This window comes from Hyphomicrobium sp. 1Nfss2.1 (assembly GCF_965243865.1).
GTDB lineage: Bacteria > Pseudomonadota > Alphaproteobacteria > Rhizobiales > Hyphomicrobiaceae > Hyphomicrobium_A.
Genome location: NZ_OZ251603.1, coordinates 2,648,616 through 2,663,443, shown reverse-complemented (window position 1 = coordinate 2,663,443; position 14,828 = coordinate 2,648,616). Strand labels below are relative to the sequence as shown.

At 63.6% G+C, this 14,828-nt stretch carries 14 protein-coding genes; 2 read left to right on the top strand and 12 right to left on the bottom strand.

All coding sequences use genetic code 11. The features are described from left to right. Window positions 1-90 precede the first annotated feature (90 nt). From fdxA to ACP15D_RS12960, 4 genes are all read right to left on the bottom strand, one after another. The gene (gene fdxA / locus ACP15D_RS12975; protein ID WP_424957876.1) at window positions 91-429 is read right to left on the bottom strand and encodes a ferredoxin FdxA; all 339 of its coding nucleotides are present in this window, start codon (window positions 427-429) and stop codon (window positions 91-93) included. Window positions 430-505: 76 nt separating this feature from the next. After that, window positions 506-949: an RNA-binding S4 domain-containing protein gene (locus tag ACP15D_RS12970; protein ID WP_424957875.1), complete on the bottom strand. Its 444-nt coding sequence runs from the start codon at window positions 947-949 to the stop codon at window positions 506-508. Then, window positions 946-4,125, bottom strand: a complete 3,180-nt coding sequence (locus ACP15D_RS12965) for a helicase-related protein (protein WP_424957874.1) — start codon at window positions 4,123-4,125, stop codon at window positions 946-948. The genes ACP15D_RS12970 and ACP15D_RS12965 overlap by 4 nt, the downstream gene beginning before the upstream one ends. 149 nt (window positions 4,126-4,274) lie before the next feature. Continuing rightward, entirely contained in the window at window positions 4,275-5,081 is an 807-nt protein-coding gene (locus ACP15D_RS12960) for a DUF3108 domain-containing protein (protein WP_424957873.1), read from the bottom strand. A gap of 273 nt (window positions 5,082-5,354) precedes the next feature. Here ACP15D_RS12960 and rpmB point away from each other — a divergent pair, with 273 nt between their 5' ends. Then, on the top strand, window positions 5,355-5,654 hold the full coding sequence (gene rpmB, locus ACP15D_RS12955) for a 50S ribosomal protein L28 (RefSeq protein ID WP_424957872.1): 300 nt from the start codon (window positions 5,355-5,357) through the stop codon (window positions 5,652-5,654). A gap of 185 nt (window positions 5,655-5,839) precedes the next feature. On the opposite strand, the gene ACP15D_RS12950 is transcribed toward rpmB, so the two are convergent. The 4 genes from ACP15D_RS12950 to ACP15D_RS12935 are packed head-to-tail and all read right to left on the bottom strand — an operon-like array spanning window position 5,840 to window position 10,566. Continuing rightward, window positions 5,840-6,979 (bottom strand): esterase-like activity of phytase family protein, encoded by a 1,140-nt coding sequence (locus tag ACP15D_RS12950; RefSeq protein WP_424957871.1) that lies wholly within the window; start codon window positions 6,977-6,979, stop codon window positions 5,840-5,842. Continuing rightward, a complete protein-coding gene (cobT, locus tag ACP15D_RS12945) occupies window positions 6,976-8,859 on the bottom strand; it encodes a cobaltochelatase subunit CobT (RefSeq protein ID WP_424957870.1) in 1,884 nt (627 codons plus the stop codon). The genes ACP15D_RS12950 and cobT overlap by 4 nt, the downstream gene beginning before the upstream one ends. 4 nt (window positions 8,860-8,863) lie before the next feature. Beyond that, the gene (cobS, locus tag ACP15D_RS12940) at window positions 8,864-9,868 is read right to left on the bottom strand and encodes a cobaltochelatase subunit CobS (protein ID WP_424957869.1); all 1,005 of its coding nucleotides are present in this window, start codon (window positions 9,866-9,868) and stop codon (window positions 8,864-8,866) included. A gap of 59 nt (window positions 9,869-9,927) precedes the next feature. Further along, a complete protein-coding gene (locus ACP15D_RS12935) occupies window positions 9,928-10,566 on the bottom strand; it encodes a J domain-containing protein (protein ID WP_424957868.1) in 639 nt (212 codons plus the stop codon). A gap of 99 nt (window positions 10,567-10,665) precedes the next feature. Here ACP15D_RS12935 and ACP15D_RS12930 point away from each other — a divergent pair, with 99 nt between their 5' ends. Then, window positions 10,666-10,932 (top strand): BolA family protein, encoded by a 267-nt coding sequence (locus tag ACP15D_RS12930; protein WP_424957867.1) that lies wholly within the window; start codon window positions 10,666-10,668, stop codon window positions 10,930-10,932. A gap of 197 nt (window positions 10,933-11,129) precedes the next feature. Here the strand turns inward: ACP15D_RS12930 and ACP15D_RS12925 are convergent, their stop codons facing one another. The 4 genes from ACP15D_RS12925 to ACP15D_RS12910 all read right to left on the bottom strand — a co-directional run bounded on the left by ACP15D_RS12925 (window position 11,130) and on the right by ACP15D_RS12910 (window position 14,622). Further along, window positions 11,130-11,363, bottom strand: a complete 234-nt coding sequence (locus ACP15D_RS12925) for a hypothetical protein (protein WP_072370475.1) — start codon at window positions 11,361-11,363, stop codon at window positions 11,130-11,132. 110 nt (window positions 11,364-11,473) lie between these two features. Beyond that, on the bottom strand, window positions 11,474-12,811 hold the full coding sequence (locus ACP15D_RS12920) for an HlyC/CorC family transporter (protein ID WP_424957866.1): 1,338 nt from the start codon (window positions 12,809-12,811) through the stop codon (window positions 11,474-11,476). Window positions 12,812-12,910: 99 nt separating this feature from the next. Further along, window positions 12,911-14,047, bottom strand: coding sequence for a 3-dehydroquinate synthase (aroB, locus tag ACP15D_RS12915; protein ID WP_424957865.1), 1,137 nt, complete (start codon window positions 14,045-14,047; stop codon window positions 12,911-12,913). After that, window positions 14,044-14,622, bottom strand: coding sequence for a shikimate kinase (locus tag ACP15D_RS12910; RefSeq protein ID WP_424957864.1), 579 nt, complete (start codon window positions 14,620-14,622; stop codon window positions 14,044-14,046). The genes aroB and ACP15D_RS12910 overlap by 4 nt, the downstream gene beginning before the upstream one ends. Between the last annotated feature and the right edge of the window lie 206 nt (window positions 14,623-14,828).

Sequence of the window (14,828 nt, the reverse complement as noted above, 5' to 3'; positions counted from 1 at the left end):
CAGGCTTACTGCCCTAGTCCGAATGCTAGGCAATCTTGGAACAGTCCGAAAAGGTTGCGCATTTTGACGCAACCCCGGATGAGCTGAATCTCAGTCTCCTGAACCCGGTTCGGGCGAGAAGAACTTCTCAAACTTGTCCGGGGCGTCCTTGAAGGCATCCGCCTCCGGCATGGCGTCCTTCTTGGAAGTGATATTCGGCCACGTCTCGGAGAACTTCCGGTTCAGCTCCAGCCACTTTTCCTGGTCCGGCTCGGTATCGGGCTTGATGGCATCAGCCGGGCACTCGGGCTCGCAGACGCCACAGTCGATGCACTCGTCAGGATGAATGACGAGCATATTCTCGCCTTCATAGAAGCAGTCGACCGGACAGACCTCGACGCAGTCGGTGTATTTGCACTTAATGCATTTCTCGTTGACGACGTAGGTCATTATTCAGATCCGGATCACTTCCCGTTGGCGCCGACGCCGAAGGTGGTCTTTAGCGGGCCCGCCGCCATGACCCCGATCAACGCGCCCTGCCGCTCAGCCGATCGATCGCGCGACGCTCTTTCTTGGTTGGCCGCCCGCTCCCTGCCGGCCGATCAGCCAGAACTCTCTCAATAGTAGGCTCAGCGGCTGTGACAGGCGAAGGCGCATGAGGTTTGATGGCATCGCCTTCGGCTGTCAATTGCTCATAGAGCTCGCGCGCCGCGGCAGAAGGGCCCCGACGCTCGGCGATTCCCAGCACGCGCACGAGCTGAATGCGCCGATTGAGCGAGATCGTGAGCACGTCTCCTGTCTTTACGATCTGCGCAGGCTTGTCGACCTTTACGCGGTTGAGACGAACTTTGCCGGCGCTGACGAGATCTGACGCCAATGTTCTCGTCTTCACGAAGCGTGCGAACCAAAGCCACTTGTCGAGCCGTTGCGACCCTTTGGGGGCTGCATCGCCTGACGCGTCGTCGCTCAAGCGCCCGATTCCTTGCTGCGCTTGGCAAGCTCCTCGCGCAGAGCGCCCAGCGCCGCGAACGGTGAATCGGGATCGACGCCGCCGCGACGCGGCGGGGAAGCCGTGTGCACCTCGGTTTTGCGACGATCATCGCCACGGTCTCCACGGCGCCCACGGTCACCGGGACCACCACGGCGCTGCTGACCAGCCTCGCGCTCGCCACCGCGACCGCGCTCGCGATCCTCGCGACGCCCCTTGCCATGGTGCGGGCGACGATCATCGCGACGCTGCGGCTTCTCGGAAGGCGCGGAATGGCCGTTAGTGCTCTCCGCTGCGGGCTGTGCGCTCGCCTGAGCCTGGTCGGACGAAACGGCAGTGGCGGCAGCTGCGGGCTGGCCGGACTGGTCCTTGCCCGCTTGGCGATTGCGATGATCGCGCCGCCCATGGTGGCGCTCGCCGCGCTCGCGATGGTGGCGGCGCGGACGCCAGATGTCCTCGTATTTGACCTCGGCTTCGGCTTCCACAGCCGGCGTCTCTGCGGGCGCGGCGGCGGCTTCGCCGGCCGGTGTGTCCACGACTACTGGTTCAGGCTGTGCAGCCTCGCCAACGACCTCCGGGGCGGCAACGTCCGTTGCGACGACCTCGGCCGCGATTGCTTCCGCTGGCGCTGCTTCTGCAGCGGGTGCTGCCACGGCAACAGCATCGTCCTGCGGCTTTGTTTCGGCTGCGCGCGCGGGCGTCGACTTGATCGGGCGGCGATCGAGACGGAAGCCAAGCGCCTTCAAGACGCCGCCCAGCTCGTCTGGCGAACACCCAAGCAGCGACATCATCTCGGGGATGACAGTGAAACCGCCATCGCCGGTCGCACCCTTGGGCGGCATCGCGCCTTCGGCTCCGCGCCATGCGAGCAGCGGACGAATGACGTCGGCAAGACGCTCGAGCATGTCGAGGCGAACGGCGCGAGGGCCGCACACGTGATAGCCGTAAGCGCGATAGAATGGCTCGGGGCAAGCTGGGTCGGGCGCGAACGAGGTGAGACCTGCACGCGGCGCTTCCGGCAGAGCATCGACCGAGAGACCATGCGCGGCGGCGTTCTTGAGAGACCAGAGCGTCAGGATCAACTCGGCGGCAGCCGGCTTCAAAAGGATCGGGAAGTAAATATTGAAGGCGCCGAAGCGAACGCCGTACTTACGCAGTTGAGCGCGCGCATTCTGATCGAGTGTCTTGACCTCCTCGGCCACGCTCTCGCGGCGCAGAACGCCAAGGTTCTCGCGCAGACGGAAGGCGATGCCACGCGCGAGGCCGGTGACATCCTCGGCATTGCTGATCTCGACGAGCGGCTTGAGCTTGTCTGCAATCGCCTGCTGAACCCACGTTTCGAGACGGGCCTGCACCTTTTCCCGGTCGGGGCCGGAGAGGTACTCGTCGGCAAGTAGCGTGACGGTGGGCTTCAGCGGATCGTCGCTCGCTTCGAGCTGTCCGATCTCCTCCTCGCGCCAGATGATTTGGCCGCGGCGATTGACGCTCAGAGCATCGGGCTGGGCGGCTGCCACGCGACGCACGCGCATGGCCATCTCGCGCGCGACCACTTGGGCGGCGGCAGTGCGCATCGCCTTGGCGTTGACGCCTTCGGCGGTGCCCGGGTCGAGCTGGAAACGGAAGCCCTTCAGCCGACCGACGAAATGCGTCTCGACATTTATGGCGCCGTCAGCGGCGATCTCGGCGGTCAGTTCGTCTTTGTCTCGCATGCCCTTCATCAGGGCGCTTGTCCGACGATCGACGAAGCGCTGCGTCAATTGCTCGTGCAGCGCATCTGACAGCCGATCCTCGATTTCGCGCGTCCTGCCTTGCCAGTGCTCGGGGTCTTTGAGCCACGAGCTTCGATTGGAAACGAACGTCCACGTGCGGATGTGAGCGATCCGGTTTGCGAGCGTGTCGATGTCGCCGTCAATGCGATCGGCGAGCGAGACTTGCTTGGCAAACCAATCCTCAGGGATGTGCTCGTCGGCGCTCATCAGATAGTTAAAGATTGTCGCGACGAACTCGGCGTGGCTCTGACCGGAGATCTTGCGGTAGTCAGGTATCTGGCACACTTCCCACAGCTTGACGACTGCGGCGGGGGCGAGAACTTTGCTCGCGATCTCGCGGTCGGCGCTGAGCGTCTCCAGGGCGATGACATCGTCCGCTGCGCGCGCGCGGGTGAGGCGCTGCAGGTTCGGCGTTTCGCGCAGAGAATGCCTGAGGCCTTCGAGCGTACGGAAATCGAGTTCGCGGTTGCGCCACTGCAGCACGCGGACGCTTTCGAAGTTATGTGTCTCGAGGCGCTCGATGGTGTCGGCGTCGAAGGGATCGGCTGAACCGGTGACGCCGAAGGTGCCGTCGTTCATGTGGCGGCCAGCACGACCGGCGATCTGCGACAGCTCGGACGGGGTCAGGCTGCGATGGTTCTGGCCGTCGAACTTGCGGGTTGCAGAGAAGGCGACGTGATCGACGTCGAGGTTGAGGCCCATGCCGATGGCGTCGGTGGCGACAAGGAAGTCGACATCGCCCGACTGGTAGAGCGCGACCTGCGCATTGCGCGTGCGTGGCGAAAGCGCGCCGAGAACGACGGCCGCTCCGCCGCGCTGACGGCGGATGAGCTCGGCGATGGAGTAGACTTCAGAAGCGGAGAAGGCGACGACGGCGGTGCGCTGTGGCAGGCGCGTGATCTTCTTCTGGCCGGAGTAGGTGAGTTTCGACAGGCGCGGGCGTGAGATGAAGTTGGCGCCGGGGATCAAGTCGGCGATCGCCTCCCGCATCGTCTGGGCGCCGAGCAGCAGCGTCTCAGACCGGCCGCGCGCGTGCAGCAGGCGGTCGGTGAAGACGTGGCCGCGCTCGGGGTCGGCCGCGAGCTGGATTTCGTCGATGGCAAGGAAGTCGACGTCGACATCGCGCGGCATCGCCTCGACGGTGCACACCCAATAGCGGGCACGCTCCGGCTTGATCTTCTCCTCGCCAGTGATGAGCGCGACCTTGTCGGCGCCAATGCGCGAGGCGATCTTGTCATAGACCTCGCGCGCAAGCAGGCGCAGCGGCAAGCCGATCATGCCACTCTCGTGGCCAAGCATGCGCTCAATCGCGAGGTGGGTTTTGCCCGTGTTCGTCGGCCCCAGCACCGCCGTCACATGGCGGATACGTGCCTCGAGGTCGCTGGCCATCTGGCATCCTCATTTCTCTGGCGATGGCATCGCAGAGACATTCGCCGAGATCAAGGGCATGATTACCGTTGGCGCACGCGAAGCGCCGCTATTTTAGCTCTATTTCGCCGGACTGGCGATCAGAACCGTTCCGCCGCCTAGGGCGGGCGTCATTTGCGAAGGGCGATGCGCTGCTGGTCTGGCATGGTGATGTCGACCTTCTCCGACATCAAGGTGGCAGTGCCGACAATGGTGGGAACGGTGATGCTATAGGGGATCACGATATTGGCCTTCGGCACCGGGCGCATGACGAGTTCGATCTTGCCATTGACGACCGAGAGCGAGCCTCCGTCCGGCTTGTGGCCCGAAATAGGGACCAGGCGGACGTTGCAGACGTGGTCGGCGCCGGCGCGGCGGGCTGGGGTGAAAACAACGTCAAAGCGCTGCTTGCCGTCGTAGATCGGCAGCTTGCGGTCACATGGGCTCTTGAGGTCGCTCAGCGACAGAGCCATGACGCCGCTGAGGGGGTCCAGCACGTGCGTCAGCTGCTCGGGCGTCACCGGGACGGCCTTGGGTGAGGGCGGATCGTAGGGGGTTACCTTGCCAACCGACGGGCCGGTGAAGGCTATATTCAGCGCCTTGATCTTCTTTTTCTTGAGGAAGGTCTTCTGCTTGTAGTTGTAGGTGTAGTCGGCCGGCTGAGCCGTGATACCGGTCGCCGTGATGGCGCCCTTGCTCGTCATATTGCCGCGATAGTCGAAGACGGCCGTGTCGATCTTCGCCTCGGCCTGGAGGGTGTAGGCCTCGCCTTCAATCTTCGAGTTGAAGCGGAAGTGGCCGATATCGCCCAGAGCGGTGAACTTCACCTTGTAGGTCGCATCGACGTTTACGGGCAGGTTAGACCGTTCGCCGGCCTGTGCGGCGCCCAAGCCAGATGCTGCGAGAAAAACCAAAGCGGCGGGACGGAGCGTTTTCATTGCTCTCGACGCCGACCGGAGGGTAAAAATCATCAGTCCTGATGCCCCATAGGACGTGCATTCGCTGGCGGCAGATGAGTATGATTTTACGTCGAATCTGTGGCCCCAGGCGCCGTTAAGGGGGCAATCCGGCGCGGCAGCGCCTTGACGAAATGTGGGGCCTCGGGCATAGACAGCGCCAAATCCCCCCAGTCCTCTGGCGGGGACATTTTGTTTCCCGCAATCCGTGCACGACGTCCACCGCGACGGAAGCGGTGGCGAAGGAGCTTTACGATGACCAGGCGCTGCGAGCTGACCGGCAAACTGCCCCTTTCCGGGCAGCTGAGGAGCCACGCCGAGAATAAGACGAAGCGGAAGTTCCGCCCCAACCTGTGCGAAGTGACGCTGATCAGCGACTCGCTCGGCCGCAAGTTCCGCCTGCGCGTTTCGGCGCATGCGCTGAAGTCGGTCGAGAAGCGCGGTGGTCTTGACGCGTTCCTGCTCAAGGCTGGCAATGACGACCTGTCCGATCGCGTGCTGAAGCTGAAGCGCGAGATCCAGAAGGTCGCCAAGGCGGCCGCTCCGGCAGCTTGATTTAGTTAGCGACGCAAGTGGCGCGAAGCTTGGTGTGCGGCGAAGGTCGCGCGCCCTTAGAGCCGCGCCTTAGCGCGGGGCCCCTTGGGCCCTTGCCGCCTCTCGGCGGCTTTTTTCGTTTGTGGCGCGGGTGGCGTGGGGCTTGGCCCGCCTGATGGGGGCACCAGCCTCGGTAACCGGGGCGGCTAGTGACCGTCGGCTTTGGAGCCGCCTTGGGTGCCGGCGAGATCGGCTGCGCTGATCGAGAACTGCAGCAGCAGGGTGCGCTGCAGAGTATGATTGTAGTTGTCGTCCGAGATCATGGTGACGATGGTGTCGCCATTGGGCGCAACGTGGGTGGCGAGACCTTCCATGTTGTCGATCTCGCGGGCGCCGTCGGCGGCGACGAGAATGTCCGCATCGATCACCTTGCCAGGGCGAAGTTGGGCCGCCTTGATGTGGCGCAGGCGCATGCTCACGCCTTCGCTGAATCTGAAACGGCGTTCGAGGACCAGCAGCGATCCATCAAGAAGAGCCGCCGCATCGGTGATGTCGTAGTCGCCGTCGTTGGTCATGAAGAATTTGCGCGGACGCTCCTTCCCCATCCAGATCCAGCCGACGTAGCGCCCTTCGTCGTCACGCATGTGCTCTGAGAAGGCGACGAGCTTGCCTTCGTTGGCGCCGCCGCGGAGAACCGCGATGGCTTCAAATCCGCCGTTAGCGGGCATGTCGCGGCTGGACTTGGGCAGTGAAACGTTGCCGCGAGCGGCCGAGAGTTCACCGTCCTTGATGTCGTAGCGGGTGATGCGGTGCTTGCGCTCGAAGGATATGAAAGCGCGGCCGTTCTGCGTCGTGCCCTCGGCGAGGGTCAGGCCTTCGGCGTCGCTGTCCCGCTTGCGCGAAAGCGGATCGCCAGCCTTTGACTGGATCGCGCCCATGCGCACATCGGTCATGCCCGAGGGTGAGCCCTTGGTGTCATAAGCGAGCTTGCCGTCCATCCAGGCGCCGGCGTCGGAGATGGAGAAAAAACCCTTGCCGTCGGGATCGAGCACGAGCCCGGACCATCCGCCGAAATACTCCGAGGGCGATGTCAGCACGAGGCCGCCGCGCCAGGTGAGCTTGCCAAATTTGGTTTTGTCGCGCGTGACGCGATCGAACCCCGCGAGCGGCTTGGCATTGACGATGATGGGGCCAGTGACGAGGTCGACCATCGAGGGCTTGGCGCCGAACGCGACGCCGGCACCGACAGCGCCAACGGCACCGATGACCGCGATGACAGCAGGCAGGCGCAACCGCCGGCCGCCGTGAGAAGTCGACAACGTCCGCAAACGCTCACGCAAACTCAATTTACATGTCTCCGGGCCGGCAGGCGGCGCTGACGATCGTCGCGACCTTTTTCCTCGAACAGCTCGACGAGCTTGTCGGTCATGGCGCCGGCGAGTTCGCTGGGATCGGTTATGGTGACGGCGCGGCGGTAATAGCGCGTGACGTCGTGGCCGATGCCGATGGCAATCAGCTCAACAGGGGAGCGCGTCTCGATCTCGTCGATGACCTGGCGCAGATGCTGTTCCAGATAGCTGCCCGAGTTGACCGACAGGGTGGAGTCATCGACCGGGGCGCCGTCGGAAATCATCATCAGGATGCGGCGCTGCTCGGGGCGCGCCAACAGGCGGCGATGTGCCCAGGCCAGCGCCTCGCCGTCGATGTTCTCCTTCAGAAGACCTTCGCGCATCATCAGCGCCAGCGAGCGCTTGGCGCGTCGCCACGGTGCGTCAGCGGTCTTGTAGATGATGTGGCGCAGATCGTTGAGGCGGCCAGGGCCCTGAGGCTTGCCTGCCGCGAGCCACTGCTCGCGTGCCTGCCCGCCCTTCCAGGCGCGCGTCGTGAAGCCGAGGATCTCCACCTTGACGCCGCAACGCTCCAGCGTGCGGGCGAGGATGTCGGCGCAGCAGGCGGCGACCATGATCGGGCGGCCACGCATGGAACCGGAGTTGTCGAGCAGCAGCGTGACGACGGTGTCGCGGAATTCGGTGTCGCGCTCGTGCTTGAAGGAGAGCGCGTGCATGGGATCGATGATAACTCGCGTCAGGCGCGCTGCATCGAGCATGCCTTCCTCAAGGTCGAAGTCCCAGGCGCGGTTCTGTTGGGCGAGCAAACGGCGCTGCAAGCGATTGGCGAGGCGAGCGACAGCGCTCGATAAAGAGCGCAGCTCGCGGTCGAGGTAGGCGCGAAGGCGCTCAAGCTCCTCGGGCGCGGATAGCTCATCAGCCGCGATCTCCTCGTCGAACTGGCGCGTATAGACCTTGTAGCCAAAGGCCTCCGGGTTATCGAGCACCGAGGTATTTGGGCGCCATGGCTCGGGCGTCTCGAACTGCTCGAAATCATCGAGCATCTGATCGAGGTCTTCGTCGCTCGCCGATTCCGACATCTCTTGCGTCTCGGAAAGCTCGCCCTCGGCGTCGCCCTCCTCGCGCTGCTGGTCGCTCGACTCATCGCCGAGCTCCTCGGACTGCGTTTCGCCCTCGTTGCCGTCCTTCTCGTCCTTTTCCTCTTGCTCGCTCTCGTCGCGCTCCGCCTCGACGCCCTCTTCGGCCAAGTCGAGCGCGCGCAGCAGGTCGCGAACGAGACGGCCGAACGCCTCCTGATCCTCGGCAAGGGTGTCGATGCGTTTGAGCAGGTTTGCTCCGCGCTGCTCAATAGCGGGACGCCATACGTCGACGAGTGCCTGGGCCGTCTCGGGCGGCGGCAGGCCGGTGAGGCGCTCGCGGATGAGGAGGGCGACGGCATCCTCCAGTGGAGCGTCGGCCGGAGTCCGCGCTTCCTTGTAGCGCCCGTGCGAATACTGGTCTTCGAGGCGCGCGGTGAGATTTTGCGCCATGCCTGGCATGCGGTTCGCGCCCAGCGCTTCGACGCGGGCACGTTCGGCGGCTTCGAACACAAGCCGCGCCGAGCCACTGTGCGGCACCAGCTTGTTATGAATTTTTACGTCGTGGCAGCCTGCGGTCAGCGCGAAGCTATCTGCCCAGCCGCGGATGACTGCGATCTCGCGCTTCGAGGGCACCCGTGAAGGCTCGGGAAGCTGCACGCGCGTTGAGGTGAATTCGGGCGCACCGGGCGCGAAGCCGACGTCGATGTCGCCTTCGCCAGCGACCGCGCGCAAGCAAAGCCCGATGGCCCGCTTCAGCGGTTCGGTCGGTGCTTCCTTGCGCTTGGGCGCATTACTCATGAGCTTAGCTCAGTGCGACGTTGGCTGCGCTCTCGGGCAGCTCCTCGCCGAACGAGCGCTGATAGAACTCGGCGACCAGTGGACGCTCGAGCTCGTCGCACTTGTTGAGGAAGGTGACGCGGAAAGCGAAGCCGATGTCGTTGAAGACTTCGGCGTTCTCGGCCCACATGATGACGGTGCGAGGGCTCATCACAGTCGAGAGGTCGCCATTGACGAAGGCGTTGCGCGTCAAGTCGGCCACGCGAACCATGTTCGCCACCTGCTTGCGCTTGGCCTCGGTCTTGTTGAACGACTTCACCTTGGACAGGATGATTCGCACCTCGTCGTCGTGCGGCAGATAATTCAGCGTCGCGACGATCGACCAGCGGTCCATCTGGCCCTGATTGATCTGCTGCGTGCCGTGATAGAGGCCCGACGTGTCGCCGAGGCCGATGGTATTCGTGGTCGCGAAGAGACGGAATGCGGGGTGAGGGCGGATCACCTTCGACTGGTCGAGAAGCGTCAGCTTGCCGGATACCTCGAGTACGCGCTGGATGACGAACATGACGTCGGGGCGACCGGCGTCATACTCGTCGAAGACGAGCGCGGTGTTGCTCTGCAGGGCGTACGGCAGAATACCCTCGCGGAACTCCGTCACCTGCTTGCCGTCTTTCAGCACGATCGCGTCCTTGCCGACGAGATCAATGCGGCTGACGTGGCTGTCGAGGTTGACGCGGATGCACGGCCAGTTGAGGCGCGCGGCCACCTGCTCGATGTGGGTGGATTTGCCGGTGCCGTGATAGCCCTGAACCATCACGCGGCGGTTGTGCTTGAAGCCGGCGAGGATGGCGAGGGTGACCTCGCGGTTGAAGAGGTAGTCCGGGTCGAGGTCCGGGACGTGCTCGTCGGGCTTGGAGTAGGCCGGGACTTCGAGGTCGGAGTCGATGCCGAAAACCTGGCGCACCGACAGCTTCATGTCAGGAAGGTTGGCCGGCTTGCCTTCGGCACCCGACTGGGTCTGCACTCGCATCTAGCAGTGTCCTCGGAGTGGTGCGGGCAGCGAAATCGGTGCGGCAGCAGTACCGGATTTCAGGCGAGACCCGCTTGCTTCAGAAAGTTATAGGCTTGGATGATCTCACGCAACTTCTCACCCGAGCGTGCATCCCCGCCATTAGCATCGGGATGGTAAACCTTCACCAACTCCTTGAATCGCGCCTTAATGTCCTCACGCGAGGCCTGGGCCGGAAGATTTAGCGTCTGAAGGTGCTTCTTCTCGAGCGGCTTGAGCTGGCGCTGGTTCTCGCCCGACTGCTCGCGCTCACGGGCGCGCTTGGCAAAAAAGCCATGCGGATCAAGCGTGCGGAAGGCGAATTTGGCCGCGGTCGAGGCCCTCGCCATGGCCGGGTCGGTGCCCGTCGGGTTGGAGCCCACCTTCCAAGTCGGCCGGTGGCCCGTCGAGGCGTCCTTCTGAAAGTCCTCGACCTCGCTGTCCTTCATGCCGTCGAAGTAGTTGTACGAGGCATTGTACTGGCGCACGTGGTCCATACAAAAATGATAGTATTGGCCATCCTGCCCGCGGCCACGAGGCGCGCGGTGATTGCCGGGCGCGGTGCAGCCCTTCCATTGGCAGCGCGGGTTCCGCTTTTCCTCAGCCGCAACCTGAGCCTCGGAGCGCTCACGCTTGGATGCGACGCGGATGCTGTCGAAGTATTTTGAGTTCAGCTTCATTGTAGACGAAGTATGATCTGCGCCGTGGTCCCGCACAAGCAGATCGACCATGAGGGCAACGGACTATTTTTTTTCTGACAGCTCGACGAGGCAACCCGAATGAGTCTGCAATCACGCATGCGCGAAAAGCTGATGACCTCGCTCAACCCGACGCGTCTCGACGTGGTCAATGAGTCGCACCTGCACGCCGGCCACGGCGGATCGCCTGGGACGGGCGAGAGCCATTTCAGCCTGCTCATCGTGTCGAGTGACTTCTCGGGCAAGTCGCGCGTCGAGCGGCACCGGATCGTCAATCATCTGCTGCAGGACGAGCTCAGAGATGGTGTCCATGCGCTGGCAATCAAGGCGCTGGCTCCTGGGGAGTAAGTGACACGAGCTGCACGAAGCTTTGCGTGCGGGAAACGTCGCGCCAGCCGATGGCCGGCGCTCGCGCCGGGCGCCCTTGGCGCCTGAGCAGGGCAAGCTTCGCCTGCCCTGCTGAAATTGAAGTGACCACAAAAAATCTCGCCTCCGCTGTTGCGAAGGCGAGATGAAAGCACTCAATCGTGCGTAGACCGAGGCGCTTAGTGCCAGCGGTGCCAACGACGATGGTGGTGATGGCGGTGCTTCTTGTAGTAGCGCTTCTTGTACCACTTGCGATGATGGCGATAGTGGGCCTTCTCGACGACACTGTTGTCCTGGCTGACGGTCGTCATCTTGCCAAGAACGTTGCCGGAGACGGGGGCAGCCTGTGCGCTACCGACAGCGGCAAACACGAGCGCACCTGCGACGGCGGCGAGGGGGAGAAGTTTCTTCATAGTAGCTCCTTTTTCTGCTGCCGCTGCCTCCACACTCTGTGATGCGGTCGGCAACGGTGCTCGGATCATTTCGTGTGACCCGCTCGCAGATTTGCGGTCCGCACCTGAACCTAATCTGAATGGCCTGGAGCCTTGCCGTGCGGCGATCCATGCTCACGCGTGCTGCTGGTGCGCGCAGATGGAACTGCGGCCGAGCTTATGCGCAGAGCCGTGATTTTATTGCGCGCCTTGCGCAGAATCTCGAACCTCCGCCCGTAGAACGTGAACACCTGGCCGGGCTCAGGAATGTTCTGTGCCTCGTGGATGACAAGGCCGGCAATCGTCGTTGCCTCCTCATCCGGCAAGTCCCATCCCATTTGCCGATTGAGGTCTCGAACGGCCACGGTGCCGTCGACGTTCACCGTGCCGTCCGCCTGCACGCGGATCGCGGCTTCGTGCGTATCGTGCTCGTCGGCAATCTGCCCGACAATCTCTTCGAGAATATCTTCGAGCGTGATGAGGCCCTGCACTTCGCCATACTCGTCTACGACGAGCGCCATCTGCGCTTTGCGCTTCAAAAACGCGTTGAGCTGATCCTTGAGAGGCGTCGTGTCGGGAACGAACCAGGGCTCGACGGCGAAGCTCATGATGTCAAGCTTGGCCACGTCCCAGCTGGAGCGGCCTAGCGCCGCGAACAAGTCCTTTGCGTGCAGGACGCCGACGATGTTCTCGGGCTCGTCCTTCCAGATCGGCACGCGCGTATACTGGCTGCGCAACAGCTCATCGATGACTTTCTGTGGCGGCTCGTCGGCATCGATGGTGTCCATCTTGGTTCGATGCACCATGATATCCGAGACTTGCAGGTCGCGAAGATCGAGCACACCACCGAGCATGTCTGCATCGTGACGCGCCACGCTGCCTTCTTTTTTCTGAAGCTCGATGGTGCCGCGGATTTCCTCGTGCGCAGCAAGAATGTTTGCCTCGTCGTCGGCGTGCGAGGGCGTCAGCTTGAGAATGAGGCGCACGATGAATTCAACGCCCATGGTCAGCGGACGCAGCACGACGATGAGCCACTGCATCAGTGGCGCGACGGCGAGCGATAGCCGATCAGGATACGCGAGGGCATAGGTCTTGGGCAGCACCTCCGCGAAGACAACGACGAGCACAGTGATAACAACGGTCGCATAGACGACACCGACATCGCCGAGCAGGCGTATGAGCAGGCTGGTCGTGAGTGCAGAAGCGAGGATGTTGACCAGATTGTTGCCAAGCAGAACCGTGCCGATGATGCGTCCCGGCGCGGCAAGAAGCTCGTTCACCTTTTTGGCGCGCGCGTTGCCTTCAAGCTCGAGCGTGTGCATGCGCGCCCGCGACGCGGCGGTGAGCGCGGTTTCGGAACCCGAGAAGATCGCGGAAAGCACGATCAGGACGGGGACCGCCACGAGGATGAGAATGGTGTCGACTGACATCGAACCTAGGTCTGCGCCTCCGTTGCAGTTGCTGACGCACCCTTGGCGTCAGCGATACCGCACTCTTAGCACAGCCGGCGCGAGGGATCGTTAGCGGCGCTATGCCCCGTATTCGGAGGCAAGGAAGGCCCTCGTGTCATCGCCCGATATGTCACGGGCGACGAATGCCTCGCCGATCCGGTGCGCGAGGATGAAGGTCAGCTTGCCTTGGCGGACCTTTTTGTCCTGGGCCATGAGCTTCATCAGCGTTTCAATGTCGGGCTTGTCGCCGGGGATGTCGGCGATGCGCGTCGGCAGGCCGACTGCGGCAAAGTGGGCGGCGACGCGCGTCGGTGCGTCCGCTTCCGAGCAAACGCCCAGCGCCTCGGAGAAGCGGAACGCCTGGCACATGCCGATGGCGATCGCCTCTCCGTGTAGGAGGCGATCGGAGTAGCCGCAAAAGGCTTCGTAGGCGTGGCCGAACGTATGACCCAGGTTGAGCAACGCGCGCTCGCCCTGCTCGGTCTCATCGCGGCTGACGACGCCGGCCTTGGCGCGCACGCTGGTTTCGACTGCCCTCGTGAGCGGCTCGGGCTTCAGAGCGAGCACGTCGCGGTGGTTCTGGTCGAGCCAGGAGAAGAACGGCGCGTCGCCCAGAAGGCCATACTTGGCGACCTCGGCGTACCCGGCGCGCAGCTCGCGCTCGGGCAGCGTCTGCAAAGTGTCGGTATCAGCGAGCACGAGGCCAGGCTGATGAAATGCGCCGATGAGGTTCTTGCCCTGCGGCGTGTCGATGCCCGTCTTGCCGCCGACGGAGCTGTCGACCTGGGCCAGCAGCGAGGTGGGGATCTGCACGAAGCGAACACCGCGGCGCAGGATCGACGCCGCGAAGCCGGCGAGATCTCCGATGACGCCGCCGCCCAGCGCAACGACGAGATCGCCGCGCTCAAGGCCCAGCTCCAGAAGGCGCTCGCTGAGCGGCTCGAGGATGCGAAAGCTTTTCGTTTTCTCGCCCGGCGGCAAGATGATCGAGCCGACGTGGCGGCCATCCGCTTTCAGCGCTGCCTCGAGCGTTGCGAGGTGGAAGCTCGCGACGTTCTCGTCTGTGACGATGGCGCATCGGGCGGAGCCCAGGCGTTCGCCAATGAGCGCCGCGGCGCGGCCAAGAAGGCCAGGACCGATCAGAACGTCGTAAGCTCGGTCGCCGAGCGGGACGCGAACGGTGCGGACATCAAGGGTAGCGGCGGGCGCGTTCATCGAGCGACCTCAGAAGAATCGACCAGGGTCTCGCCCAGCCGGTCGACAATTTCGCCGACGATGACCTCGTGTGGAACGTCGCGGCTTTCAACAGTGATGTTGGCCTCGGCGTAGACAGGATAGCGCTTGGCCATCAGCTCTTGCAGCACGACTTCGGGTTCGCCCGCCTTGAGCAGGGGGCGGTTGCCGCGACGGCCAACACGACGCACCAGCAGCGGCAGGTCGGCCTTGAGCCAGACCGATACGCCGTTCTCGGCGACGCCGGCGCGGGTCTCGTCGTTCATGAAGGCGCCGCCGCCTGTCGCCAGCACCTGGGGGCCCGAGCGGAGCAGCCGCGCCAGAACTTTGCGCTCGCCCTCGCGGAAGTAGGGCTCGCCGTGCTCTGAGAAAATGTCCTCGATGGTTTTGCCGGCAGCCTTCTCGATCTCCTCGTCGGCATCGACGAAGGGGAGCGACAGGCGCGCCGCCAGGCGGCGCCCAATAGCCGACTTGCCGCAGCCCATGAGACCGACGAGCACGACCGACCGCTGCCCGAGCGCGGAGCGGATGGCTTGCGAGGATTGAGCGTCTGACATTCTCGGTCTCTTTCAGATGGCCCGAATCAGCGGATGGGGCAGAGGAAGTCAAGTCCAACCGCCCACAGGCCAATTTCGAGAAACCGCGGACCACAATTGCCCATGGTGCTCCGGCCGCCTACTTTGGATCGCAAGCGAGTGCAAGTCATAATGGCGCCAACTTGCCGAGTGACCAAAGCCTAGGGGGACGGGAAAGCAAATGCCCA